General features: G+C 71.8%; 14 protein-coding genes. 4 read left to right on the forward strand and 10 right to left on the reverse strand.

Features of this window, described 5'->3' with window-relative positions; all coding sequences use genetic code 11:
* Positions 1–15: 15 nt before the first annotated feature.
* Positions 16–858: an SDR family oxidoreductase gene (locus CP982_RS27780; RefSeq protein ID WP_150512969.1), complete on the reverse strand. Its 843-nt coding sequence runs from the start codon at positions 856–858 to the stop codon at positions 16–18.
* Positions 859–953: 95 nt separating this feature from the next.
* On the opposite strand from CP982_RS27780, the gene CP982_RS27785 reads away from it, so the two are divergent.
* A complete protein-coding gene (locus CP982_RS27785; RefSeq protein ID WP_150512970.1) occupies positions 954–1,571 on the forward strand; it encodes a TetR/AcrR family transcriptional regulator in 618 nt (205 codons plus the stop codon).
* 494 nt (positions 1,572–2,065) lie between these two features.
* On the forward strand, positions 2,066–3,532 hold the full coding sequence (locus CP982_RS27790) for a sensor histidine kinase (protein WP_150515744.1): 1,467 nt from the start codon (positions 2,066–2,068) through the stop codon (positions 3,530–3,532).
* A 197-nt stretch (positions 3,533–3,729) separates the two neighbouring features.
* Here CP982_RS27790 and CP982_RS27795 read toward each other — a convergent pair whose 3' ends face one another.
* Together CP982_RS27795 and CP982_RS27800 are read right to left on the reverse strand one after the other, a co-directional pair.
* Positions 3,730–3,987: a WhiB family transcriptional regulator gene (locus CP982_RS27795; RefSeq protein WP_003992873.1), complete on the reverse strand. Its 258-nt coding sequence runs from the start codon at positions 3,985–3,987 to the stop codon at positions 3,730–3,732.
* 320 nt (positions 3,988–4,307) lie between these two features.
* The gene (locus tag CP982_RS27800) at positions 4,308–5,276 is read right to left on the reverse strand and encodes a diacylglycerol/lipid kinase family protein (protein ID WP_150512971.1); all 969 of its coding nucleotides are present in this window, start codon (positions 5,274–5,276) and stop codon (positions 4,308–4,310) included.
* Positions 5,277–5,403: 127 nt separating this feature from the next.
* Between CP982_RS27800 and CP982_RS27805 the strand changes: the two genes are divergently transcribed.
* Positions 5,404–5,856 (forward strand): hypothetical protein, encoded by a 453-nt coding sequence (locus CP982_RS27805; protein ID WP_150512972.1) that lies wholly within the window; start codon positions 5,404–5,406, stop codon positions 5,854–5,856.
* A 76-nt stretch (positions 5,857–5,932) separates the two neighbouring features.
* On the opposite strand, the gene CP982_RS27810 is transcribed toward CP982_RS27805, so the two are convergent.
* The 3 genes from CP982_RS27810 to CP982_RS27820 form a co-directional block, all read right to left on the reverse strand.
* Positions 5,933–7,114 carry an RNA polymerase sigma factor SigF gene (locus CP982_RS27810; RefSeq protein ID WP_150512973.1) on the reverse strand — a complete coding sequence of 394 codons (1,182 nt, stop codon included), beginning with the start codon at positions 7,112–7,114 and terminating at the stop codon, positions 5,933–5,935.
* Complete coding sequence (locus CP982_RS27815; RefSeq protein WP_030683379.1) at positions 7,111–7,524, reverse strand: ATP-binding protein; 414 nt, start codon at positions 7,522–7,524, stop codon at positions 7,111–7,113. Before CP982_RS27815 ends, CP982_RS27810 begins: the two co-directional genes overlap by 4 nt.
* A gap of 244 nt (positions 7,525–7,768) precedes the next feature.
* Positions 7,769–8,029, reverse strand: coding sequence for a UBP-type zinc finger domain-containing protein (locus CP982_RS27820; protein ID WP_030683382.1), 261 nt, complete (start codon positions 8,027–8,029; stop codon positions 7,769–7,771).
* Positions 8,030–8,074: 45 nt separating this feature from the next.
* Between CP982_RS27820 and CP982_RS27825 the strand changes: the two genes are divergently transcribed.
* The gene (locus tag CP982_RS27825; protein WP_150512974.1) at positions 8,075–9,673 is read left to right on the forward strand and encodes a Na+/H+ antiporter; all 1,599 of its coding nucleotides are present in this window, start codon (positions 8,075–8,077) and stop codon (positions 9,671–9,673) included.
* On the opposite strand, the gene CP982_RS27830 is transcribed toward CP982_RS27825, so the two are convergent.
* The 4 genes from CP982_RS27830 to CP982_RS27845 all read right to left on the reverse strand — a co-directional run bounded on the left by CP982_RS27830 (position 9,652) and on the right by CP982_RS27845 (position 14,286).
* On the reverse strand, positions 9,652–10,494 hold the full coding sequence (locus tag CP982_RS27830) for a 1-aminocyclopropane-1-carboxylate deaminase/D-cysteine desulfhydrase (RefSeq protein WP_150512975.1): 843 nt from the start codon (positions 10,492–10,494) through the stop codon (positions 9,652–9,654). The genes CP982_RS27825 and CP982_RS27830 overlap by 22 nt on opposite strands.
* Before the next feature lie 123 nt (positions 10,495–10,617).
* Positions 10,618–11,208, reverse strand: a complete 591-nt coding sequence (locus CP982_RS27835; RefSeq protein ID WP_170316498.1) for an N-acetylmuramoyl-L-alanine amidase — start codon at positions 11,206–11,208, stop codon at positions 10,618–10,620.
* Between the two features lie 162 nt (positions 11,209–11,370).
* Entirely contained in the window at positions 11,371–11,604 is a 234-nt protein-coding gene (locus CP982_RS27840) for a hypothetical protein (RefSeq protein WP_150512976.1), read from the reverse strand.
* 84 nt (positions 11,605–11,688) lie between these two features.
* A complete protein-coding gene (locus tag CP982_RS27845) occupies positions 11,689–14,286 on the reverse strand; it encodes a phosphatidylglycerol lysyltransferase domain-containing protein (RefSeq protein ID WP_150512977.1) in 2,598 nt (865 codons plus the stop codon).
* Between the last annotated feature and the right edge of the window lie 7 nt (positions 14,287–14,293).

Below are 14,293 nucleotides of genomic sequence, written 5' to 3' on the forward strand. Positions count from 1 at the left end.
CCGGGCCCTGAGCCCTCAGGCCAGCGAGCCTCCCGTGGCGTCGAGCCACTGGCCCGTCACCCAGCGGCCGTCCGGCGAGGCGAGGAACGCGACCACGTCGGCTATGTCCTCCACCGTGCCGACCTTGCCGAGGGCGGACAGCGCCGCCGCGCCCGCCCGCGCCGCCTCGTTCTCCTCGCCGCGCAGCCAGGCGGCGTTGACGTCCGTGTCCACGACGCCCGGGGCGACCGAGTTCACCGTGATGCCGCGAGGGCCCAGGACCTTCGACAGATTCCGCGTGAAGACGTCCAGGGCGCCCTTCGTCATCGCGTACGTCAGGATGTCCGGCATGACGGCGGCGCGGGAGACGCCGGACGAGATGTTGATGATCCGGCCGCCGTCGCGCAGGCGCTCCGTGGCGAGCTGCGTGATGAAGTACGGCGCCTTGGTGTTCACCGCGAAGAGCCGGTCGAACTCCGCCTCGTCGGTGTCCGCGAAGGGGCGTGACGTGCCGATGCCCGCGTTGTTCACCAGGATGTCGACGCCGTCCGCGTGGGCGTCGAACGCCGTCCACAGCGCCTCGGCGTCCCCCGGCCTCCCGAGCTCCGCGCCGATCGCGAACGCCGAGCCGCCTGCCCGCTCGATCGCCGCCACCGTCTCCTTCGCGGCCGCCTCGTTGCTGCCGTAGTGCACGGCGACGCGGGCGCCGTCCCGGCCGAGCCGCTCGGCGATGCCCCGCCCGATGCCCCGGCTGCCGCCCGTGACGAGCGCGGTCCTTCCGGCGAGCCGCCCCGCCGCAGATCCGGCCGTGCGGCCGGCCTCCCCCGGCGCCGCCTCCCCGGAAGCCGTCCCCGTCGCATTCCCCTTCGACGCACCCATGATCAGGCGCCCCCCTCTTTCTCTAGCGGTCGCTACACAAAGACCATACCCGATCTCCTTCCCGCTTTTCTAGTGCCCGCTATAGAATTTTTCCCATGGCGACGAAACAGCGAGGCAGGCCCCGCTCCTTCGACCGCGAGACGGCCCTGGAGAAGGCCCTGCGCACGTTCTGGGAGCAGGGGTACGAGACGACGTCCGTCTCCGACCTCACCCGCGAGCTGGGCATCGGCGCGCCGAGCCTGTACGCGGCCTTCGGCGACAAGCGGACCCTGTTCGCGGAGGTCCTGCAGCGCTACGCGGTCTCGTACGGAGCCTTCGGCGCCCGCGCGATGGACGAGGAGCCGACCGCCCGCGCGGGCGTCGAGCGCATGCTGCGCGAGGCAGCCGCGGAGTACACGGACCCGTCGCATCCGCACGGCTGCCTCGTCATCCACGCCGCGGTCAACTGCGCGACGCCCGAGGTCGAGCAGACCCTGCGCGACCAGCGCAACGCGAACATCGCCTCGTTCGAGGACCGGATCAAGGCGGCCGTCGCGAGCGGCGAACTGCCCCGGGACACGGACGCGGCGGCGCTCGCCCGCTATGTGGGCGCCGTCCTGCAGGGCCTGTCCCAGCAGTCGAGGGACGGTGCCACTCGCGAGGAGCTGGAGGCCGTCGCGGAGATGTCGATGCGGGCCTGGCCCGCGTCCGAACCGGTGGGCTCCACGCACTGAGAGTGGATTCCGTGCGCCGAGCGCGGGTTCCCCGCGCCGAGAGCGGGTTCCCGCGCCGAGGTGGCGTGTCCTCGCACCGAGCCGCGTGTCCTCGCACCGAGGCCGCGTGTCCTCGCACCGAGGCCGCGCGTTTCCGCACCGAGGCCGCGTGTCCCAGGGCCCTCGCGCGCGGCGCGACAACAAACATCCCCCCGTACGTAGACAGACGCGAATGGTCTAGTCCACAATGCGGGGTATAAGCTCCGCCCTCCCCGCACAGGAGAGCGGACCGAGGAACCGGCGCTCTCTGCCCTGACCGCGTCGGCTTCTCCCGAATCGGCGGCCGATACCGCACAGTCCGGCCGCCGATGCACCAAAGGGCTGCGGTGTTGGGGACGGGTTGAGGGTCCCGCCCTGGCGCCGCGGCCCGTCGGCGCGCCGACCGCCCCCGCGCGCGGGGGAGCGGCCCCCGGACCCCGCCCGGACCGCCAGGTACGCTCGCACATGTGCCCTCCATGAACGACCTCGTACGCCAGCACACAGCCCTCGGCGACTCCGACCTCGAGTGGCTGCACCTGCTGGTCTCGGAGTGGCAGCTGCTCTCCGACCTGTCCTTCGCCGACCTCGTCCTGTGGGTCCCCACGCGCGACGGCACCCGCTATGTCTCCGTGGCGCAGATGCGGCCCAACACCGGCCCCACCTCCTACCAGGACGACATGGTCGGCCACCTCGTCCCGCGCGGCCGCCGCCCGCTCCTCGACGCCGCCCTCGACGAGGGCCGCATCGTGCGCGAGGGCGACCCGGAGTGGCGCGAGGAGGTCCCCGTCCGGGTCGAGTCCATCCCCGTACGCAGGGAAGGGCGCGTCCTCGGCGTCATCGCCCGCAACACCAACCTCCTTACGGTGCGCACCCCTTCCCGCCTTGAGCTCACCTACCTCCAGTCGGCCTCCGACCTGGCGCAGATGATCGCGGCGGGCTCCTTCCCGTTCCCCGACCAGCAGGTCGACATGGACGCCTCCCCGCGCGTGGGGGACGGTCTGATCCGTCTCGACGCGGACGGCATCGTGCAGTACGCGTCCCCCAACGCCCTGTCCGCGTACCACCGCCTCGGCCTGGCCGCCGACCTCGTGGGCCACCACCTGGGCAAGGCGACCGCCGAACTCGCCCCGTCCCGGGGGCCGGTGGACGAGGCGCTGATCAAGCTCGCCAGCGGCTGGGCGCCCCGCGAGTTCGAGATCGAGGGCGGCGACGGCGTGATCCAGCTGCGCGCCATCCCGCTCAAGCCCAAGGGTCCGCGCATCGGTTCGCTCGTGCTGCTGCGCGACGTCACCGAACTGCGTCGCCGCGAGCGCGAGTTGATCACCAAGGACGCCACCATCCGGGAGATCCACCACCGGGTGAAGAACAACCTCCAGACGGTCGCCGCCCTGCTGCGCCTCCAGGCGCGCCGCATCGACTCCGTCTCGGGCCGCGAGGCGCTCGAAGAGGCGGTCCGCCGCGTGGGCTCCATCGCCATCGTCCACGAGACGCTCTCGCAGAACCTCGACGAGCGCGTGGAGTTCGACGACATCGCCGACCGCGTCCTCGCGATGGTCGCGGAGATCTCGCCCGGCAAGGTGACGGGCCGCCGCACGGGCCGCTTCGGCATCCTCGACGCCGAGGTCGCCACGCCGCTGTCGATGGTGCTCACCGAGATCCTGCAGAACGCCCTGGAGCACGGCTTCCGCGAGGGCGACACGGGCACCGTCGAGGTGTCCGCGGTGCGCGGCGGCACCACCAAGGAGGCCCGGCTGCTGATCACCGTCCAGGACGACGGCGTCGGTCTTCCGGAAGGATTCGATCCGCATCGCACCGGCAATCTGGGCCTGCAAATCGTCCGTACGCTCGTCGAGGGCGAGCTGGGCGGCACCTTCGACATGGTCCGCGCTCCGGAGCGCGGCACGCGCGTCGTCCTCGACATCCCGGTACGCGCCGACAAGTGACGCCGGGCGCGCACCGCGGCGAGCCCCGGAAGCCCTGAGCGGGCGCGCACAGCGAGAAGCCCCGGACCGATTCGGTCCGGGGCTTCTCGTTCACGTTGCGATGCGCACCGGGGGTACTGCGCGGCTGCGGCTCGGGGGCGGGGGTTGCGTACGCGCTGTACGCGCCGCCGGGCTCAGGCTCGTGTGGGGCGTGGGCGTCAGGCGCTGGCCTGGCGCGCCCGGTTGCGGGCGGCGCGGCGCTTCATCGCGCGGCGCTCGTCCTCGCTGAGGCCACCCCAGACGCCGGAGTCCTGGCCGGACTCGAGCGCCCACTGCAGGCACTGCTCAATGACAGGGCAGCGACGGCAGACGGCCTTGGCTTCCTCGATCTGCAGCAGCGCAGGACCGGTGTTGCCGATGGGGAAGAAGAGCTCGGGGTCTTCCTCGCGGCAAACGGCGTTGTGACGCCAGTCCATGGCTGCTACCTCTCCTTGGGTCTTACATGCAGGGTGCTTGTGAATGTGAACGCTTTCACGAATCCCTCCGCGCGGGAAGGGCCGACTCCCAGTTGCCTGGTGTGGACCTTGTGGTGAGAGGAGGGGTTCTGGCGGTCTGTAGAGGCCGGTGTTGCGGGCCGTCCCGATCGCCACCTAGAGATTCGCAAACCTCGGCGGCGGATACAACCCCTTCCGGAAAGTTTTTTTTGATTCCTCAGTGTCGACTGGGTCACAGCCGTACTTCCATGGGGTGGATCCTGGCCTAAACGTTCGAGTGAAAGGACTTTAGGCCCTTCCACTCACACAATCACACGCAGTGCACGGCGTACGCCTGTGAACGTCACGCTCGTCCGCAGCCCCAGGTGGTCACCGTCCATCTGGAGCGGCAGGGGCGCCTTCGAATGCAAGGTGAAGTCCGTCAGGTCGTGCAGCGAGACCGCGTTCTTCCCGTGCGGCCCGCGCTCCGGGGTCGAGCGCAGCAGCTGGGTCCCGTAACGGGCCACCGCGGCGGTCGAAAGACGCTTCAGGCCGAGCACGTCGAGACCGGTGTCGAACGACGCCTTCGGGGAGGCGTACAAAGGCCGATTGCCCAGGTAGGACCAGGGAGACGTGTTGCAGACTATGGACATCACGAGGTCCGTCACCGGCTCCTCGCCCGCCCGCTCCAAGGTGATCGCACCGTGCCGGCGGTCGTTCTCCCCGAGGAACTGGCGTACCACCTGGCGCACGTAAAGGGCGTGCGTCGATTTCTTGCCTCGCTCCCGGTGCTGTTCGACCCGGCCGACCACGCCCGCGTCGAAGCCGAGCCCGGCCGCGAAGGTGAACCAGCGCGACGGGACCGCCTCGTCGTCCGTCCCGGGGGTGCCCGAGACCCGGCCGAGGCTCACCGTGCGTTCGCTTCCCTCACGCAGCGCGTCCAGGATCGCGCCGGTCGCCTCCACGGCGTCGTTCGGCAGCCCCAGGGCGCGCGCGAACACATTGGTGGAGCCCCCGGGGACGACGGCGAGGCGGGGCAGGTCCTCCGGAGAGGGGCCGTTGTGCAGGAGACCGTTGACGACCTCGTTGACGGTGCCGTCGCCGCCGAGGGCCACGACCAGCTCGATGTCCTCGCTCTCCGCCGCCTGGCGGCCGAGGTCGCGGGCGTGGCCGCGGTACTCCGTGGTCACCGCTTCGAGCTTCATCTCGCTCGCCAGCGCGTGGATCAGTACGTCACGCGTGCGCGCACTGGTGGTAGTAGCCGCCGGATTGACCACGAGAAGAGCACGCATGCGCAGCAGACTACCTAGCGGTCTTTACCCGGCCCAGACCGAGGTCTCGCCCAGGCCTCACCGACGGTGCCCGGGGACGGGCCCACCGACGTGCCGGTCCCGCGCCGCCCGCGGCTACCCTCGATGGGTGAGCACTGAGCCGAAGACCACTCCCGAAGCCCCGGAAACGGGACCGCGTCCCGGGCGCCTGACGGCCGCCGCGGCGCTCGCCGCGCTGGAGGGCCTCGCCCTCGTCGTCGGCGGTGCGTACATGCTCGTGATGGGCCTGGCGGGTGATCCCGACAACCCGCGGCAGGCCACGACGGGCGGGGTCACGCTGATCGTCCTCGCGCTGCTGCCGCTGATCGCCGCGCGCGGTCTGCTGCGGCTGCGCCGGTGGGCCCGCGGGCCCGCGATCATCACGCAGATCATGGCGCTGCCGGTGGCCTGGCAGCTGTTGCAGGCGGACAGCGCGATGATCCCGGGCGGTATCGCACTCGCCGCGGTCGCGGTCGCCACGCTCGTCCTCCTGGTGAACCCCGCGGCGACCGAGGCCCTGGGCATCGGCGGACCCGGGTCCGTACAAGAAGACGGCAAGTAACCCACCGGCCCGTCGAGCGGGCCCGGGCGGGAAGGCTGCGGCCCCCGCGGGCGGCGCGCCCCGCGCGCGGGGACGGTCACTCCTCGACGAGGAGCTTCTCCCGCAGCTGAGCCAGGGTGCGTGCGAGCAGCCGGGAGACGTGCATCTGTGAGATGCCGACCTCCTGGGCGATCTGCGACTGCGTCATGTTGCCGAAGAAGCGAAGGAGCAGGATCCGCTTCTCTCGGGGCGGCAGGTCCTCCAGGAGCGGCTTGAGGGACTCGCGGTACTCGACGCCCTCCAGGGCCTCGTCCTCGGCGCCGAGGGTGTCCGCCACGGCCGGGGACTCGTCGTCCGTGTCCGGGACGTCCAGGGACAGCGTGGAGTACGCGTTGGCCGACTCCAGGCCCTCCAGGACCTCTTCCTCGGAGATCGCCAGCTTCTCGGCCAGCTCGTGCACGGTGGGGGAGCGGCCGTGCAGCTGGGAGAGCTCGGCGGTCGCCGTCGTCAGGGCGAGGCGCAGCTCCTGCAGCCGCCGCGGGACGCGCACCGCCCAGCCCTTGTCCCGGAAGTGGCGCTTGATCTCGCCGACCACCGTCGGCGTCGCGTACGTCGAGAACTCCACGCCGCGGTCCGGGTCGAAGCGGTCCACGGACTTGATCAGACCGATCGTGGCGACCTGCGTCAGGTCGTCCAGGGGCTCGCCGCGGTTGCGGAAGCGGCGGGCCAGGTGCTCCACGAGCGGCAGGTGCATGCGGACCAGCTTGTTGCGCAGCTCCGCGTACTCCGGGCTGCCGTCCGCCAGCGCGCGCAGCTCCACGAACATCGCTCGCGCGCCGCTGCGGTCCTGTGGATCGTGCCGGCTGTGCTGCTCGTGCTCGCTCATCGTCCCGCCCGTCACCAGCCGCCGCCCTTCGGGGGCCGCGCCCCCAGTGCTGGACGCCCGGGGGGACCCCCTGCGTGCGGCGCCTACTTGGTCCTTTCGCCCCCCGCCCGGACCGGACGGCCCGTCGAACCCGTCCTCGGCGGTCGGCGCTGCCTCATCCGGCATCGCTGTCTTCTCGGCCACCGTCAGCGGACCCGACTGCTCCGGGTCCTGCGGATGCGGCCTTGCCTGCTGCTCGGGGATGCCTCCGGGGGCAGGCCCGGGCTCCACCGGGCCGCCGCGCCCCGCGGCCGGGCGCGTGCCGCCCCTGCCGCGGCCGGGCAGGCCGTGGGTGCCGTGCTTGCCGGGTGTTCCGCGCTCTTCGTCCCGCACCGGCCCGTCCCCGTCCTTCACGCCGGCCCGGGTCCCGCGCCGCGCTTTTTGTAGAGGCTGATCGAAACGGTCTTGTCGTCGCCGACCGAGGAGTCGACCATGCCCGCGAGGGCCGACAGCACCGTCCAGGCGAAGGTGTCCCGCTCCGGAGCGCGGCCGTCGGTGGTGGGGGCCGACACGGTCACCTCCAACGAGTCGTCGACGAGCCGGAAGACGCAGCTGAGCACGGAGCCGGGCACGGCCTGCTGGAGCAGGATCGCGCAGGCCTCGTCGACCGCGATGCGGAGGTCCTCGATCTCGTCCAGGGTGAAGTCCAAGCGCGCCGCGAGGCCGGCCGTGGCCGTACGCAGCACCGACAGGTAGGCACCCGCAGCCGGAAGGCGGACCTCTACGAAGTCCTGATTCCCGGGCTCGCCTGCGATCTGGGACACCCTCACCTCCAAGGTGGTACAAGCACTTTCGGGGCTCCGGGGCCGCTCTCCGGCGGCCCGGACTGCGTCACTCGGGTAACGCACCTCGTCTTTCAGCGGTGACGCTACCGCGCTGCTCAGTTCCGTGTCCCGGGGACCCCGCCCCGTTGCTGTCACTCATAGTAAGCCTACGGGTACGGACAGTGGCTAGGGGTTTCGCGGGCCCAATTGGAAAGAACGAGCGTCGGGTTGACGTACCCAGGGCTCAGACGATCGAACCGTCGACAAAGCACCAACGCCAGCTTTCACCCGGCTCGAAGGACCGCATCACGGGGTGCCCGGTCTCCTTGGAGTGCGCCGTCGCGTGCTGGAACGGGGAGGAGTCGCAGCACCCCACGTGCCCGCACGTCAGGCACAGCCGCAGTTGCACGGGGTGACTGCCGGCCGCGAGGCACTCCGGGCAGGTTTCGCTCAGCGGCTCGGGCTCGGGGCGGGGTAGCGCGCTGACGTGCACACACTCGTTCATGATGGCCAGGTTACGACGGGCGAGCGGACGGCGGAGGGCCTTGCCATGGACGTACTGCCACTGGTGGCGTTGATCGCGGCGAGCGCGGCCGTAGCCGGTGCGGCGCGCCGCACCCCGGTGCCCGCGCCCCTGCTCCTGGTGGGCGTCGGACTGATCGCCGCCTATCTGCCCGGGGTGCCCGACTACCACCTCGATCCGCACATCGTGCTGCCGCTGGTCCTGCCGCCGCTGTTGCACACGGCCGCCCTGGAGAGCTCGTATCTGGACCTGAGGGCCAATGTGCGGCCCGTGGCGCTGCTGTCCGTCGGTTACGTTCTGTTCGCGACGGTCGTCGTCGGCTGGCTCGCGTATCTGCTGATCCCCGATCTTCCGCTGACCGCCGCGCTCGTCCTGGGGGCGGTGATCGCGCCGCCGGACGCCGTCGCCGCCACCGCGATCGCGCGGCGCGTGGGGCTGCCCTCGCGCATCACCACGATCCTCCAGGGCGAGTCCCTGGTGAACGACGCGACCGCGATCACCGCCTACAAGGTGGCGCTCGCGGCGGCCGTCGGCGAGGGCGCGAGCTGGGCGGGCGGCATCCAGGAGTTCCTGGTGGCCGCGGTCGGCGGCGTCGGCGTCGGCCTCCTCTTGATGGTGCCGATCCACTGGCTGCGCACCCACCTGAAGGAGGCGCTCCTGCAGAACACGCTGTCCCTGCTCATTCCCTTCGTGGCGTACGCCGTCGCGGAGCAGGTGCACGCCTCCGGAGTGCTCGCCGTGGTCGTGGTGGCCCTCTACTTGGGGCACCGCTCCTGGCAGGTCGACTTCGAGACGCGCCTCCAGGAGGCCGCGGTGTGGCGGGTCGTCGGCTTCCTCCTGGAGTCGGCGGTGTTCGCGCTCATCGGGCTCCAGCTGCCGATCGTCCTCAGGGACCTCGGCGAGTACAGCGTGGGACAGGCCGTCTGGTACGCCCTGGCGGTCTTCGTCCTCGTCGTGGTGGTGCGCTTCGTGTGGTCCTATCCGGCGACGTACTTGCCGCGGTTCGTGTCGCCGCGGATCAGGGACCGCGAGAGCGAGACGGACTGGCGGCGGCCGCTGGTCGTCAGCTGGGCCGGGATGCGGGGCGTCGTGTCGCTGGCGATCGCGTTCTCCATTCCGCTCGTCATGGACGACGGCGAGCCCTTCCCCGCCCGCAACCTGGTGCTCTTCCTGACCTTCACGACCGTCATCGGCACCCTCGTGGTGCAGGGCCTCTCGCTGCCGTGGCTGATCAAGGTGCTGCGGCTGCCCGGACCCGACGCGCGGGCGCAGACGCTCGCTGAGGCGCAGGCGCAGAACGCCGCCTCACAGGCCGCGGAGGCCCGTCTCGACGAACTGGTGGCGGACGAGCGCAACCGCCTCCCAGGGCCCCTCCAGGACCGCCTGCGCACCGTTCTGGAGCGGCGCCGCAACTCCGTGTGGGAGCGGCTCGGCCCGCCCAACCCGGTGACGGGCGAGACGGCGGACGACACCTACCGCAGGCTCGCGCGCGAGGCCATCGCCGCCGAGCGCGAGGTGTTCGTGCGCCTCAGGGACGAGCGGCGCATTGACGACGAGCTGTTGCGGACGCTGCTGCGCAAGCTGGACCTGGAGGAGGCCGCGGCCTATCGGGAGGTCGAGGAGTGAGCGGGGCCCGACACCGGCGGCATGCCGGTGACGACGGCCGTGACCGTGGTCCCGGGGCCGAAGGCGCCCTCTTCGGAGAGGGCCGTCAGCGCGTAGAGGAGCTTGGCCACGTAGACGCGCTCCACGGGGAGGCCGTGCCGGTCCTCGAAGTCGTCGGCGAAGGCGGTGAGGGCGTCGGTGACGCGGGCGTAGCCGCCGCAGTGGAAGCGGTCGTCGAGGCTCCAGTTGGGGGTGGGGGAGCCGAGGGCGGCGTCCTGGAGCCGCCGTATCTCCTCACCGAGGAAGCCGCCCTTGAGGACGGGTATCCCCAGGGCGCGCTGCCCCGGGGCGAGGCCCGCCGCCAGGCCCGCGAGGGTGCCGCCGGTGCCGCAGGCCACGGCCGCGACGTCCGTGTGCCCGCGCAGCTCCGCGCCCAGGGCCGCGCAGCCGTGCACGGCGAGGGGATTGCTGCCGCCCTCGGGGATGACGTACGCCTCCTGGGTGGCGGTCTCGCGCTGGAGGGCGGCCAGGACCGTGGGTTCGTGCTTGCGGCGGTACGTCGACCTGTCGACGAAGTGCAGCCGCATGCCGTCGGCCGCGCACTGCGTGAGTGACGCGTTGAGGGGCCTGCCGGCCAGCTCCTCGCCGCGGACGACGCCGACGGTGGCGAAGCCGAGCAGACGGCCCGCGGCGGCCGTGGCCCGCAGATGGTTGGAGTAGGCGCCGCCGAACGTCAGCAGGGTGCCGTGACCCGCCGCCCGCGCCCGCTCCAGGTTCAGGACGAGCTTGCGGTACTTGTTGCCCGGCAGGGCCGGGTGGATGCGGTCGTCGCGCTTGAGCAGGAGGCGGACGCCCCGCGCGGCGAAGCGGGGGTCGGTGACCGGCTGGAGGGGGTGGGCAGCCGGGGGAGGAGGGTGGGCGGGGTGGGTGACACCCCGCCATTGTCCCTCCGTGTCCGCGCGGGGTTACTTCAGGCGCTCGTGGACGCGGGCCCGCATCGCGTCCATCGTGAAGCCCTTGGGGTCTATCTTTCCGGGCTGCCACTCCAGGTGCCCGATGACCGAGCGGGCCGTCCACTCGTGGTGGCGGCAGATCGCCGCGGAGACCCTCTCGACGGCGTCCAGCTGGGCTTCCGTCCAGGGGTCCTCGCCGTCGCCGAGGTTCTCGCACTCGAAGCCGTAGAAGTGGCGGTTGCCGTCGGTGTTGGCCTCGTTGTCCGGCGGCAGGGCCTTCTCGGCGATGACGGCGCGCAGCACGTCGTCGTCGCCGAGGCCCGCGTGGTTGGAACGGCCGTAGCCGACGAGGTGGACGCGGCCGTCCTTGGTGATGACGCCGTGGCACAGGGGGCCCGGCAGGCCTTCGTAGCCCTCGCGGCAGATCCGTACGGTCTTCTCGGCGCCGGACGTCACGGTGTGGTGGATCATCACGCCGTGCACCGGGCCCCAGGGGCCCTTGTGATTGCGGTTGTGGGTGCGCCAGTCGCCGACCTCGACGACCGTGACGCCTTCGTCGCGCAGCGCGTCCAGGAACCTGTTCGCGGACATGGGTGTAGCCATGGCCGCCTCCTTCGGGGAACGCGACGGTCGCCCGTCGCGATCCGCCTCGTACGCAGCTTGTACCGAACAGCAGAGGCCCGAACTAGCTGTTCGATGGCTGTTCGGGCCCCTGTGCGAGCCGATTCGGTCAGCTGCGCGGGCGCCGCTCGATGCGGACGGCGATCAAGCGCGCAGGAAGCCGTCGCCGTGCGTCGCGATGTGGGCCTCCAGGGCCGCGAGGGCCCCCTGGGTGGCGTCGGGGGTGCCGCTGCCGCGGCGCTCCGCGTAGTACGCCGCGCCGAGCTGCTTCAGGAGATCGTTGCCCGCGCGCTGGGCCTGGACCTCGTCGATCTTCTGCTTGCCTTGGTTGAGCCCCTGCTGCACCTGTTCTCTTGCGCGGTCCAGGAAGCCTGCCATGTGCTTTCTCCTGACGGTTGGTGCGCTCGCTGCGTATGTGTGGTGCAACGAGCGCGCGGATCTTGCAGTTCCCCTCCCACCGCCCTACGCGGCCAGCTTGCGCATCAGGCGGACTCCTTGGGCTGCCGACATGTGCGGCAGATATGCCTTGCCGATCGCGTGCGTGATGCTCGCCAGCGCCGCGGGATCGGGGTAGCACATGTACATCGGGCGGTACTCGGGCTGGAATTTGGCCTTGAAGTGGAGCAGGGAACGGAAGCCGTATACGGGCTCCAGGGTGCGGCCCGCGTAATCGAGCAGGCGCTGCAGCGCGGCGGTCGGCTCCGCGGTGTCGGCGCGGGCCAGCGGAGCGCCCGACAGGCTCAGGAACTGGGCGCCTTCCTCCTTGAAGCCGAGCGCGGCGGACGCGATCAGGAACTCCATCACTCCCCGGAATCCGTCCGACCGCCTGCGCATGAAGTCAAGCGTCCACCCCACGGGTTGGCCGAAATCGTGTGCCCCATTTGCTCCATGGACGGGCATCCAGCTCGTCACGCCGTGCACCGTGCGGCCCTCGTCGACCGCCAGGAGACAGCGCACGTGCGGATCGTCGAGCTCGGCGATGCCGCCGAGCGTGAAGCCCATCTCCGGCAGTCCCTTGTCGGCGACCCACTCCTCGGAGATCGAGCGGATCTGGTCCGTCAGGTCCAGGGGCGCCTCGGGGAAGACGTGCCACTCGGCGGTGACGCCCTGCTTCTTGGCCTTGTTCAGGGCGGTGCGCACGTCCTGCCACTTCTTCCCGGTGAACGCGAGGTCCGGCAGCGGTACGACGGTGTCCTCCGCGACCTGTACCGCGCTCCAGCCGACCGCGTCCGTACGGGCCTTGACCGCGGCCGTGACGCTGTAGAAGCACGGGGTCAGGCCGTGCTCGTCGCAGAAGGCGGCGAACCCCTCGACCGCGTCCCCGCGCGCGGAGGGCACGCCGAACGGGTCGCCCGTGGTGAGCGCGACCGTGGACCGCACCCGGTAGGCGACCGCCGCCCTGCCGTCGGCGCTGAACCAGTAGTCGTTGCCGTCCCACATCGCCAGGTACGACAGCGTGCCGCCGCCGTGCTCGGTGAGCAGGGCACGCGCACGTGCCGCCGCGCCCGCGTCCGTGCGCACCGAAGGCCGCCGGAACGCTACGAAGAGGGCGATCAGGGTGACCACCCAGAAGACCACGCCGCAGTACTCGTACAGGGACAGTGCCGTGCCGCCGACCGGTACCGGGGAGCGCCCCCGGAAGAAGAGCGGTTCGTAGCTGGGCGGCAGGAACTGCGCGGGCAGCCCCGCGACGAGCCGCCCGAAGGTGGCGTCCGGGGCGAACTGGTCGCGCACCGCGTAGCCGATGCCCACGTAGGCGGCGCAGGACAGCAGCAGCGTCCCGCCGATGACCCCGGTCAGCGCCGTCACCGCGGCGCGGCCGAGATGCTGGTCGAAGAGCCGGCGGGCCAGGAAGAGCAGGAGCAGCACGAACAGGGGGAGCAGCGCCTGTTCCACCACTGCCTGGACCATCGCCCGCTTCTGGTCGGCGGTATCGCCGCCTTCGAGGGCGTAGCGGCCGGGATGCGCGGCGACGTCGCTCAGGAGGTACGCCATGAGGCCGAGCCACACCAGGTGCGCGGCCGCCGTGATCCGCCAGGCGGGCCGCAGCCCGCGGCGCAGGCCCTCGGCGAGGACGAGGAGGAGCAGGGGGATGGCGACGCCCATGAGCATCGCGGGCGAGCCGTAGAAGTGGTCCTGGGCGCGTACGCGGTCGCAGTCGGGGCCGGGGGTGGCACAGGCGTCGGCGATCTCCTGGGGGCCAGGACCCCCGGAGACGTACAGGTCGAGCACGTCGAAAGGCCCGAGCGCGTCCCTGTAGAGGGTGGCGATCAGAGGGCCGAGTGCCGAGGCCGCGACGACGAGGGCCACCAGGACGCGGCCCTCCGTGTGCGAGGCGTGCGGCACGCGCAGCCGGTGCGAGTCCCGGTGCGCGAGCGCGCCCACGGCGAGGCCCACGACCGTGCCCGCGAACCGCAGTACGTCCTGGAGGTGTCCTACGTAGAGGGCGAGCATCAGCGGGAACACGATCAGCGCGAGCTGGAGCCTGCGCCGCCACAGGGCGCTGAGCCGGAAGCTCAGGAAGGCGCCCACCGCGCAGGCCGCGATGCCCGGTGTCGCCGTGAGGTCCTGGGCGAGGTCGGCCAGCCAGTCGTCGCCCGCCAGCTCGCCGACCTTGACCACGCCGGTGCCGAGCAGCGAGCCGAGCACCTGGCCGACGACGAGGAGGACGGCGGTGCGCACCGATCCCACGCGGACCTCGGCGGCCGGACCGAGCAGCAGCAACAGGACCGTGGACCCCACGTAGTTGCCGATCCCCGAGCACCACAGGATCGAGGTGAGCGGTGTCCACCAGCGGCCGTCGGCGAGCGCGGGCACGCCCACGCCGACGTCGGCGAGCAGCTCGTCGTCGGGGCCACCGCCGAGGCTGCCGGTGAACAGCCCGACGGCCCACAGCGCCACGACGAGGAACACCGTCACGGGCGCGTGGCTCACCGGCGCGAAGGCGCGCCGGGCGGCGCGCAACCAGCGCAGGGGACCCCGCTCGCCCGGCGGTGCGAGCGGCGGCCGTGGCGCCGGCTCCGCGGCGGCGCCGCCCGCCGGGCCCTCGGGGGTGCTCATCCACCGA

Source organism: Streptomyces spectabilis (assembly GCF_008704795.1).
GTDB lineage: Bacteria > Actinomycetota > Actinomycetes > Streptomycetales > Streptomycetaceae > Streptomyces > Streptomyces spectabilis.

What these genes read in the sequence shown, in the direction of transcription:
- CP982_RS27780 (WP_150512969.1), bottom strand. Translation starts at nt 858, where the DNA reads ATGGGTGCGTCGAAGGGGAATGCGACGGGGACGGCTTCCGGGGAGGCG.
- CP982_RS27785 (WP_150512970.1), top strand. Translation starts at nt 954, where the DNA reads ATGGCGACGAAACAGCGAGGCAGGCCCCGCTCCTTCGACCGCGAGACG.
- CP982_RS27790 (WP_150515744.1), top strand. Translation starts at nt 2,066, where the DNA reads ATGAACGACCTCGTACGCCAGCACACAGCCCTCGGCGACTCCGACCTC.
- CP982_RS27795 (WP_003992873.1), bottom strand. Translation starts at nt 3,987, where the DNA reads ATGGACTGGCGTCACAACGCCGTTTGCCGCGAGGAAGACCCCGAGCTC.
- CP982_RS27800 (WP_150512971.1), bottom strand. Translation starts at nt 5,276, where the DNA reads ATGCGTGCTCTTCTCGTGGTCAATCCGGCGGCTACTACCACCAGTGCG.
- CP982_RS27820 (WP_030683382.1), bottom strand. Translation starts at nt 8,029, where the DNA reads ATGAACGAGTGTGTGCACGTCAGCGCGCTACCCCGCCCCGAGCCCGAG.
- CP982_RS27825 (WP_150512974.1), top strand. Translation starts at nt 8,075, where the DNA reads ATGGACGTACTGCCACTGGTGGCGTTGATCGCGGCGAGCGCGGCCGTA.
- CP982_RS27835 (WP_170316498.1), bottom strand. Translation starts at nt 11,208, where the DNA reads ATGGCTACACCCATGTCCGCGAACAGGTTCCTGGACGCGCTGCGCGAC.
- CP982_RS27840 (WP_150512976.1), bottom strand. Translation starts at nt 11,604, where the DNA reads ATGGCAGGCTTCCTGGACCGCGCAAGAGAACAGGTGCAGCAGGGGCTC.
- CP982_RS27845 (WP_150512977.1), bottom strand. Translation starts at nt 14,286, where the DNA reads ATGAGCACCCCCGAGGGCCCGGCGGGCGGCGCCGCCGCGGAGCCGGCG.